The sequence below is a fragment of the Mesorhizobium sp. M7A.F.Ca.CA.002.05.1.1 genome (genome assembly GCF_003998335.1).
Classification (GTDB): domain Bacteria; phylum Pseudomonadota; class Alphaproteobacteria; order Rhizobiales; family Rhizobiaceae; genus Mesorhizobium.
The window spans coordinates 1-21657 of record NZ_RZQI01000011.1 but is presented as its reverse complement, the minus strand read 5'-3'; the positions used below and the strand labels follow the sequence as shown (position 1 = coordinate 21657).

At 64.3% G+C, this 21657-nt stretch carries 21 protein-coding genes and 1 tRNA gene; 12 read left to right on the top strand and 10 right to left on the bottom strand.

Features of this window, described 5'->3' with window-relative positions; genetic code table 11:
• Both EN939_RS01510 and EN939_RS01505 read right to left on the bottom strand, forming a co-directional pair.
• The coding region (locus EN939_RS01510; RefSeq protein WP_245473043.1) for an FGGY family carbohydrate kinase at positions 1-507 on the bottom strand (507 nt) is incomplete at its 3' end.
• Between the two features lie 7 nt (positions 508-514).
• The gene (locus EN939_RS01505; protein ID WP_127266684.1) at positions 515-1558 is read right to left on the bottom strand and encodes a class II aldolase/adducin family protein; all 1044 of its coding nucleotides are present in this window, start codon (positions 1556-1558) and stop codon (positions 515-517) included.
• 193 nt (positions 1559-1751) lie between these two features.
• Between EN939_RS01505 and EN939_RS01500 the strand changes: the two genes are divergently transcribed.
• The 8 genes from EN939_RS01500 to EN939_RS37850 all read left to right on the top strand — a co-directional run bounded on the left by EN939_RS01500 (position 1752) and on the right by EN939_RS37850 (position 9760).
• Positions 1752-2528 (top strand): DeoR/GlpR family DNA-binding transcription regulator, encoded by a 777-nt coding sequence (locus EN939_RS01500; protein ID WP_127266683.1) that lies wholly within the window; start codon positions 1752-1754, stop codon positions 2526-2528.
• Positions 2525-3904, top strand: coding sequence for a carbohydrate kinase (locus tag EN939_RS01495; RefSeq protein ID WP_127266682.1), 1380 nt, complete (start codon positions 2525-2527; stop codon positions 3902-3904). The genes EN939_RS01500 and EN939_RS01495 overlap by 4 nt, the downstream gene beginning before the upstream one ends.
• Positions 3901-5445, top strand: a complete 1545-nt coding sequence (locus EN939_RS01490; protein WP_127266681.1) for a sugar ABC transporter ATP-binding protein — start codon at positions 3901-3903, stop codon at positions 5443-5445. Before EN939_RS01495 ends, EN939_RS01490 begins: the two co-directional genes overlap by 4 nt.
• On the top strand, positions 5442-6440 hold the full coding sequence (locus EN939_RS01485; protein ID WP_127266680.1) for an ABC transporter permease subunit: 999 nt from the start codon (positions 5442-5444) through the stop codon (positions 6438-6440). The genes EN939_RS01490 and EN939_RS01485 overlap by 4 nt, the downstream gene beginning before the upstream one ends.
• Positions 6441-6516: 76 nt before the next feature.
• Positions 6517-7455 (top strand): ABC transporter substrate-binding protein, encoded by a 939-nt coding sequence (locus EN939_RS01480; protein ID WP_027038073.1) that lies wholly within the window; start codon positions 6517-6519, stop codon positions 7453-7455.
• Between the two features lie 97 nt (positions 7456-7552).
• The gene (locus tag EN939_RS01475) at positions 7553-8446 is read left to right on the top strand and encodes a sugar phosphate isomerase/epimerase family protein (protein ID WP_127266679.1); all 894 of its coding nucleotides are present in this window, start codon (positions 7553-7555) and stop codon (positions 8444-8446) included.
• 340 nt (positions 8447-8786) lie between these two features.
• On the top strand, positions 8787-9140 hold the full coding sequence (locus tag EN939_RS01470; RefSeq protein WP_127266678.1) for a cupin domain-containing protein: 354 nt from the start codon (positions 8787-8789) through the stop codon (positions 9138-9140).
• A 425-nt stretch (positions 9141-9565) separates the two neighbouring features.
• Positions 9566-9760 carry a hypothetical protein gene (locus EN939_RS37850; RefSeq protein WP_164750860.1) on the top strand — a complete coding sequence of 65 codons (195 nt, stop codon included), beginning with the start codon at positions 9566-9568 and terminating at the stop codon, positions 9758-9760.
• Between the two features lie 267 nt (positions 9761-10027).
• Here EN939_RS37850 and EN939_RS38805 read toward each other — a convergent pair whose 3' ends face one another.
• The 3 genes from EN939_RS38805 to EN939_RS01450 all read right to left on the bottom strand — a co-directional run bounded on the left by EN939_RS38805 (position 10028) and on the right by EN939_RS01450 (position 13577).
• Positions 10028-11728 carry a hypothetical protein gene (locus EN939_RS38805; protein WP_236383416.1) on the bottom strand — a complete coding sequence of 567 codons (1701 nt, stop codon included), beginning with the start codon at positions 11726-11728 and terminating at the stop codon, positions 10028-10030.
• A 525-nt stretch (positions 11729-12253) separates the two neighbouring features.
• Positions 12254-12330 (bottom strand) — tRNA-Arg (locus tag EN939_RS01455).
• 83 nt (positions 12331-12413) lie between these two features.
• Complete coding sequence (locus EN939_RS01450; RefSeq protein WP_127266677.1) at positions 12414-13577, bottom strand: M20 aminoacylase family protein; 1164 nt, start codon at positions 13575-13577, stop codon at positions 12414-12416.
• Between the two features lie 216 nt (positions 13578-13793).
• On the opposite strand from EN939_RS01450, the gene EN939_RS01445 reads away from it, so the two are divergent.
• Positions 13794-14957, top strand: coding sequence for a D-alanyl-D-alanine carboxypeptidase family protein (locus tag EN939_RS01445; protein WP_127266676.1), 1164 nt, complete (start codon positions 13794-13796; stop codon positions 14955-14957).
• Between the two features lie 3 nt (positions 14958-14960).
• Complete coding sequence (locus EN939_RS01440; RefSeq protein WP_127266675.1) at positions 14961-16085, top strand: CobW family GTP-binding protein; 1125 nt, start codon at positions 14961-14963, stop codon at positions 16083-16085.
• Positions 16086-16094: 9 nt separating this feature from the next.
• Here EN939_RS01440 and EN939_RS01435 read toward each other — a convergent pair whose 3' ends face one another.
• From EN939_RS01435 to EN939_RS01415, 5 genes are all read right to left on the bottom strand, one after another.
• Positions 16095-16331, bottom strand: coding sequence for a sulfurtransferase TusA family protein (locus tag EN939_RS01435; protein ID WP_164748663.1), 237 nt, complete (start codon positions 16329-16331; stop codon positions 16095-16097).
• Positions 16332-16339: 8 nt separating this feature from the next.
• Positions 16340-17638: a L,D-transpeptidase family protein gene (locus tag EN939_RS01430; RefSeq protein WP_127266673.1), complete on the bottom strand. Its 1299-nt coding sequence runs from the start codon at positions 17636-17638 to the stop codon at positions 16340-16342.
• 217 nt (positions 17639-17855) lie between these two features.
• Entirely contained in the window at positions 17856-18806 is a 951-nt protein-coding gene (locus EN939_RS01425; protein WP_127266672.1) for an acetyl-CoA carboxylase carboxyltransferase subunit alpha, read from the bottom strand.
• 99 nt (positions 18807-18905) lie between these two features.
• Positions 18906-19823, bottom strand: a complete 918-nt coding sequence (locus EN939_RS01420; RefSeq protein ID WP_127266671.1) for a site-specific tyrosine recombinase XerD — start codon at positions 19821-19823, stop codon at positions 18906-18908.
• A gap of 17 nt (positions 19824-19840) precedes the next feature.
• A complete protein-coding gene (locus tag EN939_RS01415; RefSeq protein ID WP_127266685.1) occupies positions 19841-19993 on the bottom strand; it encodes a histidine kinase in 153 nt (50 codons plus the stop codon).
• 210 nt (positions 19994-20203) lie between these two features.
• Here EN939_RS01415 and EN939_RS01410 point away from each other — a divergent pair, with 210 nt between their 5' ends.
• Entirely contained in the window at positions 20204-20815 is a 612-nt protein-coding gene (locus EN939_RS01410) for a shikimate kinase (RefSeq protein WP_127266670.1), read from the top strand.
• Positions 20812-21657: 3-dehydroquinate synthase family protein (locus EN939_RS01405; RefSeq protein WP_127266669.1), on the top strand; the 846-nt coding region annotated here is incomplete at its 3' end. The genes EN939_RS01410 and EN939_RS01405, both read left to right, overlap by 4 nt.

Sequence of the window (21657 nt, the reverse complement as noted above, 5' to 3'; positions counted from 1 at the left end):
GGTCGACGCCGCCGGGCGGCCGCTGGCCGAACCGCTGATGTCGAAGCGGCCGGAGAAGTTTCCGGCAATCCAGTCGGCCTGATGCAGCACCGCCGCAATGCCCGGCAGATGCTGGAAGCGCAGGGCCTTGGCGAGGCCGGATGTCGCTCCGTGCGCTGCACTTGCAGCCGGCGCGGTGCGGGCGATCACGGCCAGGACGTCGTCGTCATCGACCTTGTCGTTGTACATCAGCGGTTCGGCCAGCGGCCGCCCGGCGGCGTCGACCGGCAGCAGCGTGCCGGAGGTGCCGTCAACGGCGATGGCGCGGACCGCCGTGCGGTCGATGCCGGAAAGCAGCTCCGTCAGCACCGTCTTGACCGCTTGCCACCACGCCGTGGGAGCTCGCCCCTCGCTGCCAAACCTGTCGAGTGGGACGGCCGCGTGCCCGGCTATGGAAAAATCCGGGCGCATGGCGACGGCGCGCGCACCCGATGTGCCGATGTCGATGCCGATGGCAAGTGGCATCATGCCCATGCTAGCCGCCAGCCGCGTTTAGCTTCTGGCGATATTGCTCGGCGTCCCAGTTGACCAGTTCGTCATTCTCGGAAGCGGTGAGATAGTTCAGCCGCGCGGCGACATCGATGCGCGCCGTCACGTCGGCGAGGCAGCGTTGCATGGCATCGGCGCCGGCACTGGCGTCGCCGCGCATCAGCACGCCTGCGCCGGGAAACAGGATCGCCGCAGGCGACGTGCCCAGTCGTGCAATGACATCGGCCACCGCCTCGCCTGGTTTCGCCACGACGGAGCCCTGGCCGAGGAAGATGACGTGGTCCGGATAGAGGCTGCCGGCCTGCGCCATGCGGCGGCTCTCAGGGTCGAGCGCAACCGCATGCGCTTCGACAGCGGCCGGTAATCTGTAGCCGCTGCCGCCGGCAAGCGCCGCCAAGGCGTCGAGGTCTGGTGCGGCGGTCGCGCGCGCCGGCCGGGCCAGCAATGACCTGATACGGCGCAGCAGAAGCTCCGCCCCGGCGACGGTTTCGGCGGCGACGACCAGGCCGTGATTGCCAAGGATCAGCACGTCGACACCAGGCCGCAGTTTCTCGGCGATGCCGCGTGCAAGCGGCAGGCCGGGCCGGAAATAGGGCACATAGGCCCATTCGATGCCATCGAGCCGCCTGGCGACCTCGGCCTCGCCATCGGCCTGCACGGCAAGCGAGATGGTGTCGACGCAATGGACATGCAGAACAACGCGCTGCGGCATCAGGGCGTGCACCGTGGTCTCGATCGACGGCCGCAGGCCGCGCGGGTTGAGCGCTGCAATGGTGAAACCCTGCGGCTGGTCGGCGGCGCGATCGCGCTGCTCGACGGCTCTCAGCAGCGGCGCCATCGCCACCGGCACCATGATGTCATCGACGAGCGCGTCCTTCAGCCAGGTGCCGGAGGCCTTGATCCACAGCGTGTCGCCGGCTTTCAGCGAGGTGTTGCCGCCTGCCGCCTGGGTCAGATGCGGGCTCCGCCCGATGCTGGCCGAAAGCGCCCGCAAGGCCGCCAGTTCCTGCGCATCAGCTTGGGTCGCCATGGCGCTTTTCCTCCAACGGCTCGGCCGTGTCCTGCGCGAAATCCCGTTGCCGGGGTCGAATTGGCGCTGATATCGCAGATACGAGTGATCTACGTCAATAGTGATCTACTATCATCAAAACCCGCTTGCAATCTGGCTAATGTTGAGTAAGTTGCGCCAACTGCCATGGAAAATGGCATCCGGGAGGAAAGAATTGAGCGACTCCGGCCGCCAGCGTCAGATCGTCGAACTGCTGCGGGATCGTCCGTTCGCTTCGGTGCGTGAGCTGCAGGAACGGCTTGGCGTTTCGGCCGCGACGGTCAGGCGCGACATCGACCGGATCGACGAGGCCGGCGAAGCACGGAAGGTCTATGGCGGCATCTCGGCACTCGACGGCGCTTCCCAGGCCGGTGTCGCCTACGCCCGGCCCTATGACGAGAACCGCGACCTTGCGGTCGAGGCCAAGCGGCAGATCGCCGCTCTGGCGGCGACCATGGTGCGTGACGGCGACGCCGTTATCGTGCATGGCGGCTCGACCTGCTTCCATCTCGGGGTCAAGCTCGCCGAGCGCAACATCCGCCTCTACACCAACTCGATGCCGCTGGCGGCCTATCTCAGCGACCACGGCCATTGCAGCCTGACGGTTGCCGGCGGTGATCTGCATCGCGAGCCCGGCATCATCCATTCGCTCACCCAGGCCGTGCCTTTCTACGCCTCCAAATTCTTTCTCGGCGCGCAAGGCCTTGGCCAGGAAGGCGTGATGGAATCGCACCCGCTGCTGGTACGCTCGATCGTCGATCTCAGCCTCTGCGCCGACCAGATCGTGGTGCTGGCCGATAGCCGCAAACTGTCGATCCACGCGCGCAATGTCGCGCTGCCGCTTTCGCGCATCGGCACGCTGGTCACCGACGACGGCCTCTCCGACGCAGATGCGCGCATGCTGGAAGACGCCGGCGTCATGGTGCGGATAGCCTCGGGAGCCATCCAGTGAAGGTGGCTGTCCTCGATTTCGGCAAGACCAATTCGAAGCTGTTCGTCTTCGGCCAGGACGGGCGGATCATCGACGAGCGCCGGACACAGCCGAAATGGGTGCGCCAAGACGGCTTCAGCGTGCTCGACGAGGCGGCCCTCCACCATTGGGCGCTCAGCGCCGTTGCCGATGCGGTCGACGGTCATGGAGTGGAAGGGGTGATGGTGTCGGGCCATGGCTGCACCTTTGCCTTGGTCGACGAGGCGGCGCTGACGCGTCCGATCCTCGATTACGAGCAAGAGCCGCCGGCCGAGATTGCCGCGCGGATCGATCGCCGCATTCCTGACTTTTCCGAGACGTTCTCGCCGCGGCTGCCGCTCGGCTTCAACTACGGCCGCCACATGCTGTGGCTGCAGGAGGTCGATCCGGACGCGTTCGCTGCGTCGAAATCGATCCTCGGCTATCCGCAATACTGGAGCTGGCGCCTTGGCGGGCGGGCGGTCTCGGAAGTGTCCTATCTCGGCTGCCATTCGCATCTGTGGGCGCCGCGCCGCCAAGACTTTTCCTCGCTGGTCGACGCGCAGGGCTGGCGTGACCGGATGCCTGCCTTCGAGCGCGCCGGCACTGTTATCGGCGAGCACCGCCTCGGCGCCGCGGCGCGACCGATCGCCATCCACAACGGCGTCCATGACTCGAATGCGGCGCTGCATGCCTATCGCCGGCAGGAGCTTGGCCCGGTCACCGTCGTTTCGACCGGCACCTGGGTCATCGTGCTCAATCCGGACTGCCCGCTCGACGCACTCGACCGGGATCGCGACATGCTGGTCAACGTCGATGTCGGCGGCGGCCCAGTACCGACCATCCGCTTCATGGGCGGGCGCGAATTCGCAACAATCAGCGCCGGCTGGCAAGGCGAGATCGCCGGCCCAGTGGTGCAGCGGGTGATCGATGCCGGCATCATGGCGCTGCCGAGCTTTGCGCCGGGCGGGCCGATGTCGGGGCATTCCGGCCGACTGGTCGGGCGCGCGCCCAATGCCGAGGAACGCGCGGCCGCGGCGCTGCTCTATGTCGCGCTGATGGTCGATCTCTGCCTCGACCTCATCCATTCGAACAACACCGTGATCGTCGATGGCGGGCTGAACACAGGCGGTGTGCTCGCCGGGCTGCTGGCGCAGTTGCGTCCCGGCCAGGCCTTCCTGCAGGGCGCCACGCTGGAGGGCAGCGCCACGGGTGCCGCGGCGCTCGCCTTCGAGAGCGTCGGGCGCGAATTCGCCGCCGAAGTTCCGGAGCCGGTGCGCGCATCGCGTTTCACCGGGTTGGCAGGCTATCGCAGCAATTGGCGCGACGCCACCATGGACCGCGGCGTCGCTGATGCGGCAGTGGGAGGCGCGCGATGAGTGCGATTGCCAGGGCCGAGACCGCGCGCCAGCCGGTGCTGGAGATGCGGCACATCTCCAAGACGTTCGGCACCATCCGTGCCTTGCACGATGTCTCGCTCAGCGTCCACGCCGGCGAGCTGCACGCCTTGATGGGCGAAAACGGCGCCGGCAAGTCGACATTGATGAAAGTGCTTTCAGGCGCCTATCGGCCGGATGCCGGCGGCGAGATCCTGATCGACGGCATGCCGGCCGCGACCGGCGATCCGATCAAGGCGCGCGCCAGCGGCGTCGCGGTGATCTATCAGGAGCTGTCGCTGGCGCCCAATCTGACGGTGGCGCAAAACATCTTCCTCGGCAACGAGCCGCGACGCTTCGGTATCGTCGACCGCGACCAGTGCACCCGGCGCGCCAGGGAGATCGTCGCGCGTCTGGGCGTCTCCTTTTCGGCCCGCGACATGGTCTCCAGCCTGTCGCTCGGCGAGCGCCAATTGGTCGAGATCGCCCGCGCGCTGTCGACCAATGCGCGCATCATCGTCATGGACGAGCCGACCACGTCGCTGACCTCGCGCGAGACCGACCGGCTGTTCGAGGTCATCGCGACGCTGAAATCGCAAGGCATCGCCATCATCTACATCAGTCACCGCATGGAAGAGGTCTACCAGCTTGCGGATCGCGTCAGCGTGCTGCGCGACAGCGGTTATGTCGGTACGCTCGAGCGTGCCGACCTCAGCGCCTCGCGCCTGGTGTCGATGATGGTCGGCCGCGATCTGTCGGCTTTCTACAAGAAGGATCATCGGCCGCCGGACGAAAAGCGCGCGGTGGCGCTCTCGGTGCGTGGCATGTCCGACGGCCGTCTCCTGAAAAACTGTTCGTTCGACCTGCACAAGGGCGAGGTGCTGGCGCTGGCGGGTCTGGTCGGCTCCGGCCGTACCGAGCTTGCGCGGCTGATCTTCGGCGCCGACAGGCGCGTGTCAGGCACGCTGGAACTCGACGGCAAAACGATCTCCATCGGCTCGCCGCGCGAGGCGCTCGATGCCGGCATCGCCTATCTGACCGAGGACCGCAAGGAACTTGGCCTGTTCCTCGACATGTCGATTTCCGACAACATCAGCATGGGCGTGCTGGCGCGGGATTCGCGCGCCGGCGGCTTGCGCGACTTCGCGACCGCCGAAAGGCGCGCTTCCAAGGCTGTTGCCGATCTCTCCATCCGCACCAGTTCGGTGCAGGCCAATGCCGGCTCGCTGTCGGGCGGCAACCAGCAGAAGGTGCTGCTCGCCCGCCTGCTCGAAACCGAGCCGAAGGTCGTCATCCTGGACGAGCCGACCCGCGGCGTCGATGTCGGGGCGAAATCGGAAATCTACCGGCTGATCGACAATCTCGCCAAACAGGGCATTGCCATCCTGATGATCTCCAGCGAACTGCCCGAGGTGATCGGCGTCGCCGACCGCGTGCTGGTGATGCGCGACGGTACGATATCGGGCGAGGTGACGGCATCGCAAGGCGAACCGCTAAGCCAGGAGAAAATCATGGAACTTGCAACAGGAGCGGCTCAGCAATGACCGACAAGGCGACCGAGATCAGCGCAGGCGGCCAGGCCACCGGCACAAGCCGACGTTTGCGCACGGCTTTCGCTGCCCTCGGCATGCTGCCGGTGCTGATCCTGCTGGCGGCCGGCTTCCAGTTCCTGAACCCGCGCTTCCTGACCGAGACCAATCTTCTGATCGTCACCCAGCAGTCGTCGATCAACATCGTGTTGGCGGCCGGCATGACCTTCGTCATCTTGACCGGCGGTATCGACCTGTCCGTCGGCGCCATCCTCGCCGCATCGGCGATGGTGGCGGTGATGGTGTCGCTGGTGCCGGACTGGGGTTTGCTCGGCGTGCCGGCGGCCATTCTGGTCGGCCTCGGCTTCGGCCTCATCAACGGGCTGCTCATCGCCTACATCAAGCTGCCGCCCTTCATCGTCACGCTGGGTTCGCTGACCGCGGTGCGCGGTGTCGCCCGCCTGCTCGGCCAGGACACCACGGTGTTCAACTCGGACCTGCCGTTCGATTTCATCGGCAACGGTTCGCTGTTCGGCATTCCGTGGCTGGTCATCATCGCGCTGTCGGTGGTGGTGCTGTCCTGGCTGGTGCTCAAGCGCACCGTGCTCGGCACCTGGATCTATGCCGTCGGCGGCAATGCCGAAGCGGCGCGGCTGACCGGTATCAAGGTGCCGCTGGTGCTGCTCTTCGTCTATGGCGTTTCCGGCCTGCTGGCCGGTCTTGGCGGCGCCATGTCGGCGGCCCGGCTCTACGCAGCCAACGGCTTGCAGCTCGGGCAATCCTACGAACTCGACGCCATTGCTGCGGTCATCCTCGGCGGCACCAGCTTCGTCGGCGGCGTCGGCTCGATCTGGGGTACGCTGATCGGCGGCCTGATCATCGCGGTGCTCTCCAATGGGCTCATCTTGGCCGGTGTCTCCGACATCTGGCAGTACATCATCAAGGGATTGGTCATCATCGTGGCGGTCGCCCTCGACCGCTACAGGCTCCAGGCAGGAGCAAGAACGTGATTGACCTTAGTCGCCGGCGTCAACGACCGGTTTGTGTAACGCACCGTGAGAGGCGCGGGGCAATCGGAGGAAAGCAATGAAGACCATCGCCAAACTGCTCTGCGGCGTCGCACTCGCGTCGCTCGCCATCGCGCCTGCTTCGGCCAAGGACCTCAACAAGGTCGGTATCTCGGTCGGCCTGCTCGGCAATCCCTTCTTCGTCGCCACCATCAAGGGCATCGAGGACGCGGCCAAGAAGATCAACCCGAAGGTCGAGGTGACCTCGGTATCGGCCGACTATGACCTCAACAAGCAGGTCTCGCAGGTCGATTCGTTCATCGCCGCCGGCGTCGACGTGATCATGCTCAATGCCGTCGACGCCAAGGCGATCGCGCCGGCGGTGAAGAAGGCGCAAGCCGCGGGTATCGTCGTTGCCGCCTTCGACGTTTCGGCGCCGGGCGCCGACGTCACCGTGATGACCAACAACGTCAAGGCCGGCGAAGAGGCCTGCCAGTACCTGGTCGACCACACCGGCGGCAAGGGCGACTACGTCATCCTCAACGGACCGGCATCGTCCTCGATCCTGGAGCGGGTGAAGGGCTGCAAGAACGTGCTGGCGCAGCATCCCGACATCAAGATCCTCTCCGACGACCAGAATGCCGAAGGCTCGCGCGACGGCGGCCTGAAGGTGTTCCAGTCGCTGCTCACCCGCTTCGACAAGATCGATGCGGTGTTTGCCATCAATGACCCGACGGCGATCGGCGCCCAGCTTGCGGCCAAGCAGCTCAACCGTTCGGAATTCATCTTCACCGCCGTCGACGGCGCGCCCGATATCGAGAAGGAACTCTCCTCCGGCACCTCGATGATCAAGGCCTCGGCCTCGCAGGATCCTTACGTGATGGCCGGCCAGTCACTGACGATGGCGGCCGAACTGCTGGCCGGCAAGAAGCCGGCGGAGCCGACCGTGCTGCTCGACCCGAAGCTGATCACGGCCGAGAACCTGAAGGACTACAAGGGCTGGACCGCGGCCCGCTAAACGTCCCTCAGCAGCGTGCGGCCGGGATCACCCGGCCGCACGTCTTGTCCAGGCATCGGTTCCCCAATGGGGTCGATGCGCAGCACCGGAGACGATGATGTCGCGTATTGGAATCCATTCTTTCGTCTGGTCGGCGGGCTCGGCCCAGGCCGATCTCGAGCGCACGCTGGCCAACACCAGGGAGGCCGGCTTCGACCTCATCGAATTCTCCTATCTCGATCCCGCCAATGTCGACATCGGCGGGCTTGCCAGGCGCATCGCCGATCTTGGCCTCGGCGTCGCGATCAGCATCGGATTGCCTGCTGATGGCGACATTTCGAGCGCCGACAAGGCGATTGCCGCGCGCGGCGTCGAAATCCTCAACGACACCATCGCGCTGACGCGCGATCTCGGCGGCCGGAAGGTCGCCGGCATTCTCTCGACCAGCCACGGATTGCAGGTCGAGGCGCCGACGCGCGCTCAATGGCAGCGCAGTGCCGGCACGCTGGCCAAGGTTGCCGAGACAGCCAAGGCGGCCGGCGTCACGCTCAACCTCGAGATCGTCAACCGCTTCGAAAGCAATCTGCTCAACACCGCCGCGCAAGGGCTGGCCTTCATCGAGGACACAGGCTCGGACAACATCTTCCTGCATCTCGACACCTTCCACATGAACATCGAGGAGGCCGATGTCGGGCTGGCCATCCGTCATGCCGCCGATAAGATCGGCTATGTCCATATCGGCGAAAGCCATCGCGGCTTCCTCGGCACCGGCAATATCGATTTCGCCGCGATCTTCGATGCGCTGACTGCTATCGGCTACAGCGACGACCTCAGCTTCGAATCCTTCTCTTCGGAAATCGTCGATGAGAACCTGTCGAAGAAGACCGCGATCTGGCGCAATCTCTGGACGGACAACATGGCGCTGGCCAAGCACGCGCGTGCTTTCATCGGTCTGGGAATGGAGACGGCAAGGCGCAAGGCGGAACTCGTCTCGGCGCGGCACAAACCCTGACCCGCCCGTCGAGAGCCGAAGGACGCGGCGTGCGCCGCAGGGCAGGGCTCCGAACTCAGATTAACAAAAAGCCTCGTGGTAGCCGGTGTTGGTAGCTTTTGTGCCGCCAGTTTTTCCGAGATAGGAATTTTTTCTTGACTCGGTGACCTCAGCTATGGTACATATTTGCTTATGGTGCTGATTTGCGCCAGTGACCCGCCGCACAGGCGGGTTTTTTGTTTGATGCACCGTCAGCCAAGGTGCCGGCCGTATGGCGCCGGCATTGCTCGCGGCAGGTGCATCGGTTATTTGACCGGCCAGGCAAACAACGCCACGCAATCCACCAAACGGAGCCCAGCACATGACACGCGAGACAATCCTCAAATTCGGCACCGTCGAACACGCGGACGCCGGCGATCTGGCTGGCTGGATCGTCGTCGAGGGCAAGCCGACCATGCAAACCGCCGTCCAGCACACGACCGAGGACGGCAAGGTGCTGTCGGGCACCTGGCGCGCGACGCCCGGTACCTACCACGCGACCTATACCGACTACGAGTTCGTGCACATGATCGCCGGCCGCATCATCATCACGCCGGACGGCGGCACACCGGTCGAGGTCGGTCCCGGCGATGCCTTCGTGGTGGAAGCCGATTTCAAGGGAACCTGGAAGATCATCGAGCCGGTGACGAAGCATTTTGTCGTCAGGGTTGGCTGAGGCGGGGTGATCCGTCTGGCCCGCCATGGTTCGCCATGGCGGAGCTGATCTCTGCATTCGCCCGGGCCTCGGCCAGGCCACTCCCCGGACTCCGGTCATTGGGTCATGAAGGCGTCTGCGGCGTCATCCACGGTCGGCCTCGACGTGAATGATACGGCACTCGCCAGCCAAGCGATCTCTCATCGGCGCTTACCAGCCAAATATCCTTGATACACCGGATCGATCCCCTAGTTCTTTCGGGGGCGCGGCAATCGCTAGGTTGCCTCGGGGGCAGCGGCGGTTCGGCCGTTCTGACTGCACGCCGCGGAAAGACGGTTGGACCGACGCATCCATGGAGGTCGTCGTGCGTCAATCGCGTGGATTCACCTGTGCGTATTTCGTCTTAGCTTGCTCGATCGCCGTAGTTTGCGCAGGAGCTGCAACCGGTGGTCAGCAAGGCGGAGGGCATGGCAACGGCGGCCATGGTTCTGGTGGCCATGGTGGCGGCGGAGGTCATGACGCCGGCGGCAACCACGGCGGCTCGCAGAAAGGGACTGGCGATGACCCCGGCGGCTCCAGTTCGTCGGCGGACGACGGCGAGACCAGCACAAGCGGCACTGCGGCAGCCCCGGGGACGGTAGGTCCGGCCACCGCTACTGCTGTTGCGTCCGCAAGGGGCGGACAGTCGCTCGACCTGCCGGCCGCTCTCCAGCCTCCCAGCGACAGCAACACTCAATCAACAGTCAGCCGAACCGAGGCGTTGCCGGGCGTCCCGGATAAAGTCGTTCGGGCCTGCCATGATGCCATCGAGTCGGCCGCCGCTCCGTTTGGGGCGACCAGCGTGCGCGTCGCCAGCGCGGGCGTCGTACATCAGTTGAGTCGGGCGACGATCTCGGCCCCTATCGAGGTCAGCATCGACTATGTGCGGCCTCGCGTTGCTCGTCCAGAGCCTCCTGAAGCTTAGCGACACGCACCAAAAGAGCTTGGGCGGCGGCTTCGCGCTCGATGCGTGCTCTGTCGAGATCCTCACGATTCATGACAGCTGTAGTACGTTCCCGTGCCAGAGCCTGTGCCGTCTCGGTTGCGGCCTGCTCGGCACGCTCTTTCGCTGAGACTGCTTTGGCTCGCTCCAGTTCAGCCGCCTGGCGCTCGACGCGAGCTTCTTTCAACTCCTCAACGGCCGCTGCTGCTGCAGCGCGTTCTCGTGCGAGCGTTCGCTCCGTGTCAGCTGCGGTCCGCTCCACCTGTTGTCTCGCTGTGACCGCGTCGGTCCGTTCCTGCTCAGCCGCGGCCGTACGCTTCATGAGTGCGGCATTGGCCAGTTTCGCTTCGGCGAGATCGCCACGAAGCAGCTCCGCCTTCCGGCGTTCGTCGTCGAGCATGCCGCTCGCCTGCGCCAGTGAAGCCTTGGCCGTGGCGCGATCCTCGGCGGCCTCGGTCTGAAGCTGTTCAATTTGGACGCGCGCTTGCGATAAATCGCGCGCCTGCCTTTGGGCCTGCTCCTGCTCGAGATGAGCAGCGGGCATCTCCTCAAGGACATAGCTGGTGGCCTCGCTCAGCATCGTGCGGGCATCTCCCGCAATGCGCCGCAACGCGTCAAGAGTGCGGGCCGCCGCGAGTTCATTGCGCAACCGCTCCTCGCGCGCGTCATCGGCAGCTGCCATGCTTGCCCTCAGCGTGTGGATCTGCTTGCTCGCCTCGAGGAGCGCTCCCTGCAGAGCGGCGCTCCTGGTACGCTCGCCTTCCGCCGCCCGGTGCTCCTGGTCGGCCAATTGTCTCGCAGCGGCAGCCTGAGCACGATCCGTGCCGGCTTGCGCCTGGTTAGCCGTGAGATCCGGGCCAAGCAATTCGGCACTCGCCTGAGGTCCTAACGGGCGCGAAAGGGCTCGATGGGCCTGGTCTTGGGTTTGCGAGATGGCGGAAGCGCTTTCGACCCAGATTTGTCTCGTCATCGCATAGCCAATCGGCGCGGCCAGACAAATGGCGGCGAGACCCAAGCGCGATACAAGAACGATCGGCCTGCGAACGACAGGGTTTGAGGCAGGCGCCATGGCCGGGTCGGGATCTCCCATCTGCGCTGTGAAATTCAAACCGCGATCCGCAGCATAGGCCAACGGAGCAATTTTTGGCGGTGAAGCTCTATGGCGCAATTGGTCCCATGCCGACCCGCAAATCCGCTTCCCACGTTCCGCGATCGCGCTGATGGATGCTGCAAGCCGGCCAGACTGCACACTGTTCGGTGCAGGAGCACCGGTCACTAACGAGCTCCCGCTGGGTTCGGATGTCGCGGCGAAATGCTCGATTCGCACTCCGAACCGAGAGTAGTTGGTATTTTGAGCCCGAACATCCAGGCCGACCGCATGCAAGGGGTTGGCAGCCTTGGAAGAAGCAGGTCCGGCGACAAGTCCGGCCGGGCTTTCCCATTCCCAAGAAGCCTCGTCGGCGATACCGGATCTGCCTTCGTCAAACGCTGCAAGGCGGCGTCGTCGCACCGCGGCAAGGATACGCCGGAGCACAAGATAGACGCCCACCGATGCAAGCGTCACCACTGCGATCAGAATGGCCAAATTTACGTCGTTTGCATACATTTCGGCAAGATAATTTGGCATTGCCGTGCCCGTGCGTTCTGGGGTGTATCGTCAAGTTCGTAAAGCGATGTCTGGTCATCCGCCTTGGTTTTGGCCAAGGCTTACCGCCCTCGAAACGTCGCTTTCGTCGGGATCCTTCTGGTACTTGCGAATTGTTGCGGATGGCGGGGCGCCGGTCGCGCGCTGATAGATCGCCGCAGTTGATATTCCTTGGCGGGCAATGCCCGACCAAGGACACATGCGGGGCCCTGAGACGCCGATTTGCGCCTCTGCATATCAACCTCGCGAGAGTTCGCCGGTGCGGACAAGCCACTTCCCGGCTCTTGACTGTCCATCATGAACTTAAGCTAGGTCACAGCGCACCACGGTCAACCATCACCTCGCAATGATCCTGCCGGCAGCCTTCGGCCAGACAAAAGGGCCATTGTAGTGCCCGCTCTTCGGAGCGAAGCTGGATTGTTCGGCGATGCATTCCCGGCGAAATTAGAATTCGTCGTACTGTTTCGCGAAAAGTACGACGTCAGTTGCTAAGCTGGTGAAAATGCGTGGTGATCCCGACAGGAATCGAACCTGTGACCTACAGATTAGGAATCTGCCGCTCTATCCTACTGAGCTACGGGACCACGCGGCCAGACACATAGCCGCTTCGGATCGTTTCGCCAAGAGGCCGGCCGATGGCAATTCGGCCGGCTTTGCGCTGCCGTCGTCAGGCGGCCAGCGCGGTTTCCGCCAGTTTCACCCAGTAGCTCATGCCGTGCGGGATGACCTCGTCGTTGAAGTCGTAGGCCGGGTTGTGGAGACCGGCGGTGTCGCCATTGCCGATGAAGATGAAGGCGCCGGGGCGGGCTTCGAGCATGTAGGAGAAATCCTCGCCGCCCATCACCGGCTGGATGCCGCGGTGGACATGGGCGTCGCCGGCGACACTCATCGCGACATCACCGGCAAACACCGTCTCTTCCGCGTGGTTGAAGGTCACGGGATAATTTGCCTGGTAGTCGACCTCGATCTTTGCCCCGAACGCGGTCGCCAGCCCGTCGCATATGCTGCGGATGCGCTCTTCGGACTTCTTGGCGATCTCCTTGCGCAAGGTGCGCACGGTGCCGGCGATTTCAGCGGTTTCGGGGATGATGTTGTAGGCGTCACCGGCGTGGAACTTGGTCACCGACACCACCACGGCCTCGACCGGATCGGTGCTGCGCGAGGCGATCGTCTGCAAGGCGCCGACCAGTTGGCTGGTGATGACGATCGGGTCGATCGTGCCGTGCGGCATCGCCGCGTGGCCGCCCTTGCCGCGCACGGTGATGGTGAACTCGGCGGTCGCCGCCATGATCGGGCCCGGGCGGATGGCGAACTGCCCGACGGGCAGGCCCGGCATGTTGTGCATGCCGAACACCCTTGAGATGTCGAAACGCTCCATCATGCCGTCCTTGACCATCTCGTTGCCGCCGCCGCCGCCCTCTTCGGCCGGCTGGAAGATCACCGCCACGGAACCGGTGAAGTTGCGCGTCTCGGCGAGGTATTTGGCCGCGCCCAGCAGCATCGCCGTGTGGCCGTCATGGCCGCAGGCGTGCATCTTGCCGGGGATGGTCGAGGCGTAGGATTTGCCTGTGATCTCGTTGAGCGGCAGCGCGTCCATATCGGCGCGCAGGCCGATGGTGGGGCCTTCGCCCTGGCGGCCGCGGATGACGCCGACGACGCCGGTCTTGCCGAGGCCGGTGACCACATCGTCGCAGCCGAAAGCCTTCAGCTTCTCGGTGACGAAGGCGGCGGTCTTGAAGACGTCGAAGTTCAGTTCTGGCGTCTGGTGCAGATGCTGGCGCCAGCCGGCAACTTCGTCCTGCATTTCGGCGGCACGGTTCAGGATTGGCATGATGGTTCCATCTCGCTGTTGGGACAGGCGGGTGTCGTCCGCTGCCTTGCAATTGTGATCGCCAGGCACTTTGCCATCTTGGCGTCACATAGGGTAAATAGCACCGCAACGATGCGGTCCGGTTTTTGAGGGTCGGACCAATCATGCTGGCGATCGCGTAACGAAATCTTACGGAGCCAGGGGCGACTACGGCAAGAGGCGATTTCGGATTTGATCATGCGGTACAGGCATTTCCTCAAACTATTCTCGGTTGGCACAATCGCGCTGTCGGTCGTGGCCGGGCCGGCGCTGGCCAATCCGGTGGTCGTATTCGATCTCGGCAGCGGCAAGATCCTGCAGCATCAGGACGCGTTCAAGCGCTGGTATCCGGCATCGCTGAGCAAGCTGATGACCGCTTATGTCACCTTTCGGGCGATCGCCGCCGGCGAGGTTCAGCTTGATTCGCCGATCAAGGTGACCAAACACTCCGCCGCCGAGCCGCCAAGCAAGATGGGCTTCAAGCCGGGCTCGGTGATGCGACTCGACAACGCGCTGAAGATGATGCTGGTCAAATCGGCCAACGACATCGCCATGGCGGTGGGCGAAAATGTCGGCGGTTCGCAGGCGGCCTTTGCCGACCGGATGAACGCCGAAGCGACCCGGCTCGGCATGAACGGCACGCATTTCGTCAATCCGAACGGGCTCTATTCGCCGGATCAGTACACGACGGCGCGCGACCTCGCCGTGCTGGTGATGGCGATCCGCCGCGAATTTCCGCAATATGCGCCGTGGTTCTCGATCGAAGGCCTTGCCGTCGGCAAGAAGGCTATCCCCAACTACAATCTCTTGATTGGCCGTTATCCCGGCGCCGATGGCATGAAGACCGGCTTTGTCTGCCCTTCCGGCTTCAACATGATCGGTTCGGCGACCCGCAACGGGCGCACGCTGGTCGCGGTGGTGCTTGGCGAGAAATCGGCGGTCACACGTGCCGAGACCGCGGCAAAACTGCTCGATCAAGGTTTTGACGCGCCTGCCGCCGGCTCGGCCACCGTCACCACGCTGGCGCCCTATGGCGACACGGTCTCGCCCAACGACATGAAGGACGAGGTCTGCAAGAAGAAGACGCCGCAGGAGCAGTCGGAGGCGCCGCCGGTCGTCGCCAAGGACGTGCCGAAATCGCCCTATCAGGAAAAGCTCGACCATGTGCCGACGCTGGTTGCCGTCGGCCTTGGCGGCGCCACCGGTCCGGCGCCGAAGGCCATCCTCGACCGGGGCGGTCAGGAATATGCCGATGTGCCGATCCCGAGCTGGCGGCCCGACAGGCCGGCACCGGCCGGCGCAGGCCCGAAGATTGCCGGCTCCGCCGCGCAGGGCGACCAGCCGGCCAAGGTTGCGAACTAGCCAATGGGCAGCGGCTTCCCGATCCCCGTCTCGGTGCTGACCGGCTTCCTAGGCGCCGGCAAGACGACGCTGCTCAACCGGCTGCTCAAGGATCCGGCGCTGGCCGACACGGCGGTAATCATCAACGAGTTCGGCGAGGTGGCGATCGACCATTTGCTGGTCGAGCAGTCTTCCGACGGCATCATCCAGCTTTCGGACGGCTGCCTTTGCTGCACGGTGCGCGGCGAACTGGTCGACACGCTGGCCGACCTGGTCGACCGGCTGCAGACCGGCCGCATCGCCCGGCTTGCCCGCGTCATCGTCGAGACCACCGGCCTTGCCGACCCGGCGCCGGTGCTGCAGTCGATCATGGCGCATCCGGCGCTGATCCAGGCCTTCCGGCTCGACGGCGTCATCACGCTGGTCGATGCCGTCAACGGCAACGCCACGCTCGACGCCCATGTCGAGGCGGTCAAGCAGGCTGCCGTCGCCGATCGCATCGTGCTCAGCAAAGCCGATCTGGTCGCCGATCCCAATGAGTTGGAAATGCTTCGGGCGCGCCTGCGGCAGATCAATCCGGGCGCCGAACTGCTCGATGCCGGTGACACGGGGACAGGCGTGGCGGCGCTGTTTGATTGCGGCCTCTACAACCCGGCAACCAAATCCGCCGATGTGCGGCGCTGGCTGGGCGAGGAAGCCGCTCATGATCATCACCATCATGATCATGATCACCATGATGGGCATGATCACGAACATGGCCATGACCACGGTCATCGCCACGATTCGCGGGTGCGTTCCTATTCGCTGGTGCATGACGGCCCGGTGCCGTTTTCGGCGATCGAGATGTTCCTCGACCTGCTGCGCTCGACACATGGCGAGCGCCTGCTGCGCATGAAGGGCGTCATCGAGCTCAGGGAAGACCCGTCGCGGCCTTTGGTGATCCATGGCGTGCAGAAGATACTGCATCCGCCGGTGCAATTGCCGTCCTGGCCAGATGGCCAGCGCGGCACGCGGCTGGTGCTGATCACGCTCGATATGCCCGAAGATTATATCCGCAGGCTGTTCGCCGCCTTCACCAACCGGCCGTCGATCGACACGCCCGATCGCGCCGCGCTGGAAAACAACCCGCTGGCGATTGCCGGGCGGTAGCTCCCACGATTACGGCGCGCCGCACTCGACCAGGAAGCGATGGCCGCCGGAGACCGCCGCCGTTTCAATCAACTGGTGGCCGCTCTCCGAACAGAATGCCGGAATGTCGATGACGGCCAGCGGGTCGGTGGTCTCCAGCCAGAGCCGGCTGCCCGGTTGCATCCCCGCCAGGCGCTTCTTGGCCTTGAGCACGGGCAAGGGGCAGTTCAGCCCCTTGAGGTCATAAATAGCGGCGCGATCATCCACGGGCGAAATCAACCGCCGAACATGCCGAGCAGCTTGTTCTTCAGCTTCGTCACGCGGCTCTCGTCGGCACTCGCCGCTTGCGTCTCAGCCATCGGTGCCGCTTCCGAAGGGGCCGCGATGGTCGCGGTGGCGACGGGGGCTTCCTTGGCGGCCTTTTCGGCCTCCTTTTCGGCCAGAGCCTGAGCCTTGGCGGCTTCCTTGGCTTGCTTGGCCGCCTCTATGGCAGCCAGCCTCTGCTCCTCGGCCTTCTGCTTGGCCGCCTTTTCGGCGTCGAGGGCCGCCATCTTGCGGCCGGCAGGCGAATCGATGCGGCCCATGCGCGCCGTCTCGGTGACCGAGCCGTCATTGTTGAGCGACGGCGGATCGATCGGCACGCGTTCGCCGCGTGCGCGGCGCTTGGACCAGTCGGAAACGATGCTGGCTTCCTTGATGCCGGCAATGGTCGGCTTGGGCGCCGGCACGCTGGCCTTGACCGCGCCGCTGAACGCAGCGTCGTAGGTGCTCATGTAGGAATTGTAGGCGCTCTTCAGCGAATCAGGTTGCGTGGTCGCCGGGCAGGCGCCGGCCGGATCGAATGTCTGACCGTCGGCGGCAACCTGGTTGAAGACATAACGCTTCTCGCAGACATCGACCTTCGGCGGCACCTTGGTGATCTCGAAATTGTCGTAGCCGACCTTCAGCATCTTCCAGAAGTCGTAATTCGGGTCGTTGCGGTAGCGCGCCATGTTGGCGGCGGTCATGCGGAACGGAAACGCCTGGATCTGGAACTCGGTCTGGCCGCCCTGGAAGGCGTCGCGGCCGAAGGCATAGATCTGCTCGATCTGCGCATCGGTCATCGAATAGCAGCCCGACGACGAGCAGGCGCCGTGCACCATCAAATTGGAGCCGGTACGGCCATTGGCGCGGTCATAGGCGTTGGGATAGCCGATGTTGAAGGACAAATGGTAGTTCGAGCGCGGATTCATCTGCGCCGGGCGCACCGTGTAGAAGCCTTCCGGCGCCTGGCGGTCGCCTTCGGTGTATTTCGGCCCGAGCTTGCCCGACCATTTGCAGATGTCGTAGCTCGCCACCATGTCGTAGCGGCCGTTGGTTTTGGCCTTCCAGATTTCGAGCTTGCCTTCTTCCTTGAAGATGCGGGCCATCACCGACGAGGTGCGGACCATGCCCTTGGCCTTCATGTCGGCAAGGATCTTGTCGGGCAGCGGCTTGTTGGCCTCCGGGGCAAAATCCTTCATCGACGAATTGTTGCAGCCGGCAACGCCGAGGGCGGCTATCAGGATTCCGGTGCGGGCAAGCTTGACAAACATGGCTACGGATATCGTCTTTTCTCTGGCGCCAGGACGCTTCCTGCCCCGGCTGCTACACTGCGCATCGACGGACCCTAAGCCCGTTAACCCTAATAAATTCCTTACCGCAAGTGCCGACGCATCCCCCTGCGGCAGTCTCATTGAGCCGAATGCAGCGGCATTTTTGTGGCAAAAATGCTCCGCCCCGCCACATTGTTGCGGCGAAGGCTGCCTGTGGTCAGAGACTGCGGCCCATGGCCAGGTATTTTTCGCGGCGCTGCTCGCGGAAATCGGTGTTGGCGCCGGCAAAATCCTTCATCGTCCTGGCGATGAGGTCTCCGGTCGCGGCGATCACCGTTTCGGCGCCGCGATGCGCACCGCCGAGCGGCTCGGGGATGATGGCGTCGATGATCTTTAATTCAAAAAGATCCTGCGCGGTGATCTTCATGTTGGTCGCCGCGTCCTTCGATCGCGTTGTGTCGCGCCACAGGATCGAGGCGGCCCCTTCCGGCGAAATCACCGAATAGATGGCGTGTTCGAGCATGTAGACGCGGTTGGCGGTGGCGATGGCAATGGCGCCGCCCGAACCGCCTTCGCCGATGACCACCGAGATCGACGGCACTTTCAGGCCGAGACAGGTCGAGGTTGAACGGGCGATAGCCTCCGCCTGGCCGCGCTCCTCGGCGTTGACACCGGGATAGGCGCCGGCCGTGTCGACCAGCGTCAGCAGCGGGATCTTGAAGCGGTCGGCCAGTTCCATCAGCCGTGCCGCCTTGCGGTAGCCCTCCGGGCGAACCGATCCGAAATTGTGTTTCAGGCGGCTGGCTGTGTCGGAACCTTTTTCCTGGCCGATGATGGCAATGGGTTCGCCGCGGAAACGGGCGAAACCGCCGACGATCGCCTGGTCCTCACCGAAATTGCGGTCGCCGGCCAGCGGCGTGAAATCGGTGAGCAGGCCCTTGATATAGTCGACGCAATGCGGCCTGTCGGGATGGCGAGCCACCTGCACCTTCTGCCACGGCGTCAGCGCCTTGTAGGCGTCGCGCAGCGCGTCGCGGGAGCGCTTCTCGAGACGGCTGATCTCGTCGCCGACATCGACCGCCTCGCCATTCTCGGCAAGCTTCTTCAGCTCGAGGATCTTGCCCTCGAGGTCCTGCACCGGCTTTTCGAAATCGAGGTAATTATACATGCGTGAGCGGACCGATACGTCGGAAGGCAGTGGCTGACGGAACCCTTGAATCCAAGGCTCCGGGCGGTGAAATGTCGTCCTCACATAGCGATATGAGGCCTAGTCGGCAAGCGGATGATGATCGTTGACCAGCCGCACCAGCCGCTCTTCCAGCACATGGGTGTAAATCTGTGTCGTCGATATGTCGGCATGGCCAAGCAATTGCTGCACGGCACGGAGATCGGCGCCGTTCTGCAGGAGATGGCTGGCGAAAGCATGGCGCAGCACGTGCGGCGAGATCTTCGCCGAGGCGATGCCGGCCCTTGCCGCCAGCCCCTTCAGGTCACGCGCAAAGACCTGACGCGAGAGATAGCCGCTGTCGGAGGCGGCCGGAAACAGGAACGGACTGTCGGCAAAGGCTGGCACCTTGGCGCGGGCGGCGAGCCAGGTCTTCATCGCCGCGCGTGCCTTGGCCGAGAGCGGCACCATGCGCTCCTTGTCGCCCTTGCCGCGCACCATGAAAAAACGGTCGTCGCGCTGCGCCACCGTCACCGGCAGACCGACCAGCTCGGAAACGCGCAGGCCGGTGGCGTAAAGCACCTCGACCAGCGCATGCAGGCGCAGTGACGCCAGACTGTCCCCATCGCCCGACGAGACATCGCCGGCCTCCAGCGCCGCTCGGTCGATCAGCCGGCCGGTGTCGGCCTCGCTCATCGTCTTGGGCAGCGGACGGCCCTTTTTCGGGCTGTCCAGCGTGCCGGTCGGGTCATCGCCGCGCAGGCCTTCGGCGTAGAGGAATTTGAAGAACTGGCGGATCGCCGACAGTTTGCGCGCCTGCGACGTGGCGGCAAAGCCGCGGGCGGCAATGTCGTCGAGATAGGCGCGGATATCGGCGGCGGCGGCACCAGCCAGCCCGCCATCGATCGCGCCAGAAGCGTCCTCGAGGTCGCGGCGGTAGGAGGAAAGCGTATTTTCGGCCGCGCCCCGCTCGGCGCTCATCATTTCGAGAAAGGCTTCGATGCGGGCGGCGCTGTTCATTCAACTTTTCTTCGGGTTCAGCTTTTCTTGGGGTTCAGCTTTTCCGGAGGGATGCGCACGCTCATTTCGCCCTTCTTTGGCTCGACGAACATCACCAGTGCGAACATCGCACCATAGGCAATGCCTGCCAGAATCGCTGTTACCACGACAAAGCGAAACAGTGTCGGCATCAGTTTTCGCCCGTCTTCTTGTTCTGCGTTTCCAAACCCTGTCCCCTTATGGGACGCCAATCCGGCCAATTCAAGGACGAAGCTGAGGCCTGTTAGCAACTTCTGATGCAGACCTTGCCGGTCCATATCGGGTTCAAGGCACTTGCCCTGCTTGACGCAAACGGGCTTTTCATGTCGATACGCCGGCAAAGAGGGCCTTCGAAACATCCGATGAACGCGTTGCCAGCAAATCCTCCAGACGAGACCTACGCCGCGTTGCTTGGCCGGCTGGGCAGCCGTTCCGTCGTCTTCGTCGGATTGATGGGTGCCGGCAAGACGGCGATCGGCCGCAAGGTGGCGACGATGCTGGCGCTGCCCTTCATCGACAGCGACCAGGAGATCGAAAGCGTCTCGCGCATGACCGTTCCGGAGCTGTTCGAGCGCTATGGCGAGACCGAATTCCGGGCGCTGGAGCAGCGCGTCATCCTGCGCGTGCTGGAAAACGGCCCGCAGGTGCTGTCGACCGGCGGCGGCGCCTTCATGAATGCGCAGACGCGCGAGGCGATTGCAGCGCAGGGCGTGTCGGTATGGCTGAAGGCCGAGCTCGATCTTCTGATGGACCGCGTCTCCAAGAAACAGAACCGGCCATTGTTGAAAAGTGCCGATCCGCGCGCCGTGCTGGAGCGGCTGATGGGCGAGCGCTATCCGGTCTACGCGACATCTGATGTCACCGTGCCGACCCGCGACGACCGCAAGGAAGTCATCGCGACCGAGGTGGTGGACGCGCTGTGCCGGCATTTCGGCATCGATGAGACGACGGCGACGGGCGAGGTGGAACAGTGAGCATCGAGGCACCCGTTGTCGTCGAAGTCGGCCTTGGCGACCGGACCTACGATATCCTGATAGGTTCGGGGTTGTTGGCCCGCGCGGGCGCCGAGATATCGGGCCGCCTGCCGGGTACACGCGCCGCGGTCGTCACCGACGCCAATGTCGCGGCAGCGCATCTCGCTGCCCTTCAGGCCAGCCTCGAAACGGACGGCATCCAGACCGCCGTGATCACGTTGCCGCCCGGCGAGAAGACCAAGAGTTTTGCTCATCTCGAAGAGGTGGTCGACGGTGTGCTGGCTGCGAAACTGGAACGCGGCGACATCGTCATCGCCTTCGGCGGCGGCGTTATCGGCGACCTTGCCGGCTTTGCCGCCGGCATCGTGCGGCGCGGGATGAATTTCGTGCAGATCCCGACCTCGCTGCTGGCGCAGGTCGATTCCTCGGTCGGCGGCAAGACCGGCATCAACAGCCCACGCGGCAAGAACCTCGTCGGCGTCTTCCATCAGCCGAAACTGGTGTTGGCCGACACCGGGGTGCTCGACACGCTGCCTATCCGCGAATTCCGCGCCGGCTATGCCGAACTCGCCAAATACGGGCTCATCGACCGGCCAGAATTTTTCACCTGGCTGGAAAAGAATTGGGTCCAGGTTTTCGCCGGCGGGCCGGAGAGGGCGCAGGCTATTGCCGAAGCCTGCCGCGCCAAGGCCGAAATGGTTGCGCGCGACGAATTCGAGACCGGCGACCGCGCGCTGCTCAATCTCGGCCACACATTCGGCCACGCGCTGGAAGCCGCCACCCGGTATGACGGAGCCCGCCTCGTCCATGGCGAAGGGGTCGCCATCGGCATGGCGCTGGCC

Excerpts from the sequence above, each read along its gene's own strand:
- EN939_RS01505 (WP_127266684.1), bottom strand. The coding sequence starts at position 1,558 with ATGGCGACCCAAGCTGATGCGCAGGAACTGGCGGCCTTGCGGGCGCTT.
- EN939_RS01490 (WP_127266681.1), top strand. The coding sequence starts at position 3,901 with ATGAGTGCGATTGCCAGGGCCGAGACCGCGCGCCAGCCGGTGCTGGAG.
- EN939_RS01485 (WP_127266680.1), top strand. The coding sequence starts at position 5,442 with ATGACCGACAAGGCGACCGAGATCAGCGCAGGCGGCCAGGCCACCGGC.
- EN939_RS01480 (WP_027038073.1), top strand. The coding sequence starts at position 6,517 with ATGAAGACCATCGCCAAACTGCTCTGCGGCGTCGCACTCGCGTCGCTC.
- EN939_RS01475 (WP_127266679.1), top strand. The coding sequence starts at position 7,553 with ATGTCGCGTATTGGAATCCATTCTTTCGTCTGGTCGGCGGGCTCGGCC.
- EN939_RS01470 (WP_127266678.1), top strand. The coding sequence starts at position 8,787 with ATGACACGCGAGACAATCCTCAAATTCGGCACCGTCGAACACGCGGAC.
- EN939_RS38805 (WP_236383416.1), bottom strand. The coding sequence starts at position 11,728 with ATGCCAAATTATCTTGCCGAAATGTATGCAAACGACGTAAATTTGGCC.
- EN939_RS01450 (WP_127266677.1), bottom strand. The coding sequence starts at position 13,577 with ATGCCAATCCTGAACCGTGCCGCCGAAATGCAGGACGAAGTTGCCGGC.
- EN939_RS01445 (WP_127266676.1), top strand. The coding sequence starts at position 13,794 with ATGCGGTACAGGCATTTCCTCAAACTATTCTCGGTTGGCACAATCGCG.
- EN939_RS01440 (WP_127266675.1), top strand. The coding sequence starts at position 14,961 with ATGGGCAGCGGCTTCCCGATCCCCGTCTCGGTGCTGACCGGCTTCCTA.
- EN939_RS01430 (WP_127266673.1), bottom strand. The coding sequence starts at position 17,638 with ATGTTTGTCAAGCTTGCCCGCACCGGAATCCTGATAGCCGCCCTCGGC.
- EN939_RS01425 (WP_127266672.1), bottom strand. The coding sequence starts at position 18,806 with ATGTATAATTACCTCGATTTCGAAAAGCCGGTGCAGGACCTCGAGGGC.
- EN939_RS01420 (WP_127266671.1), bottom strand. The coding sequence starts at position 19,823 with ATGAACAGCGCCGCCCGCATCGAAGCCTTTCTCGAAATGATGAGCGCC.
- EN939_RS01415 (WP_127266685.1), bottom strand. The coding sequence starts at position 19,993 with ATGCCGACACTGTTTCGCTTTGTCGTGGTAACAGCGATTCTGGCAGGC.
- EN939_RS01410 (WP_127266670.1), top strand. The coding sequence starts at position 20,204 with ATGAACGCGTTGCCAGCAAATCCTCCAGACGAGACCTACGCCGCGTTG.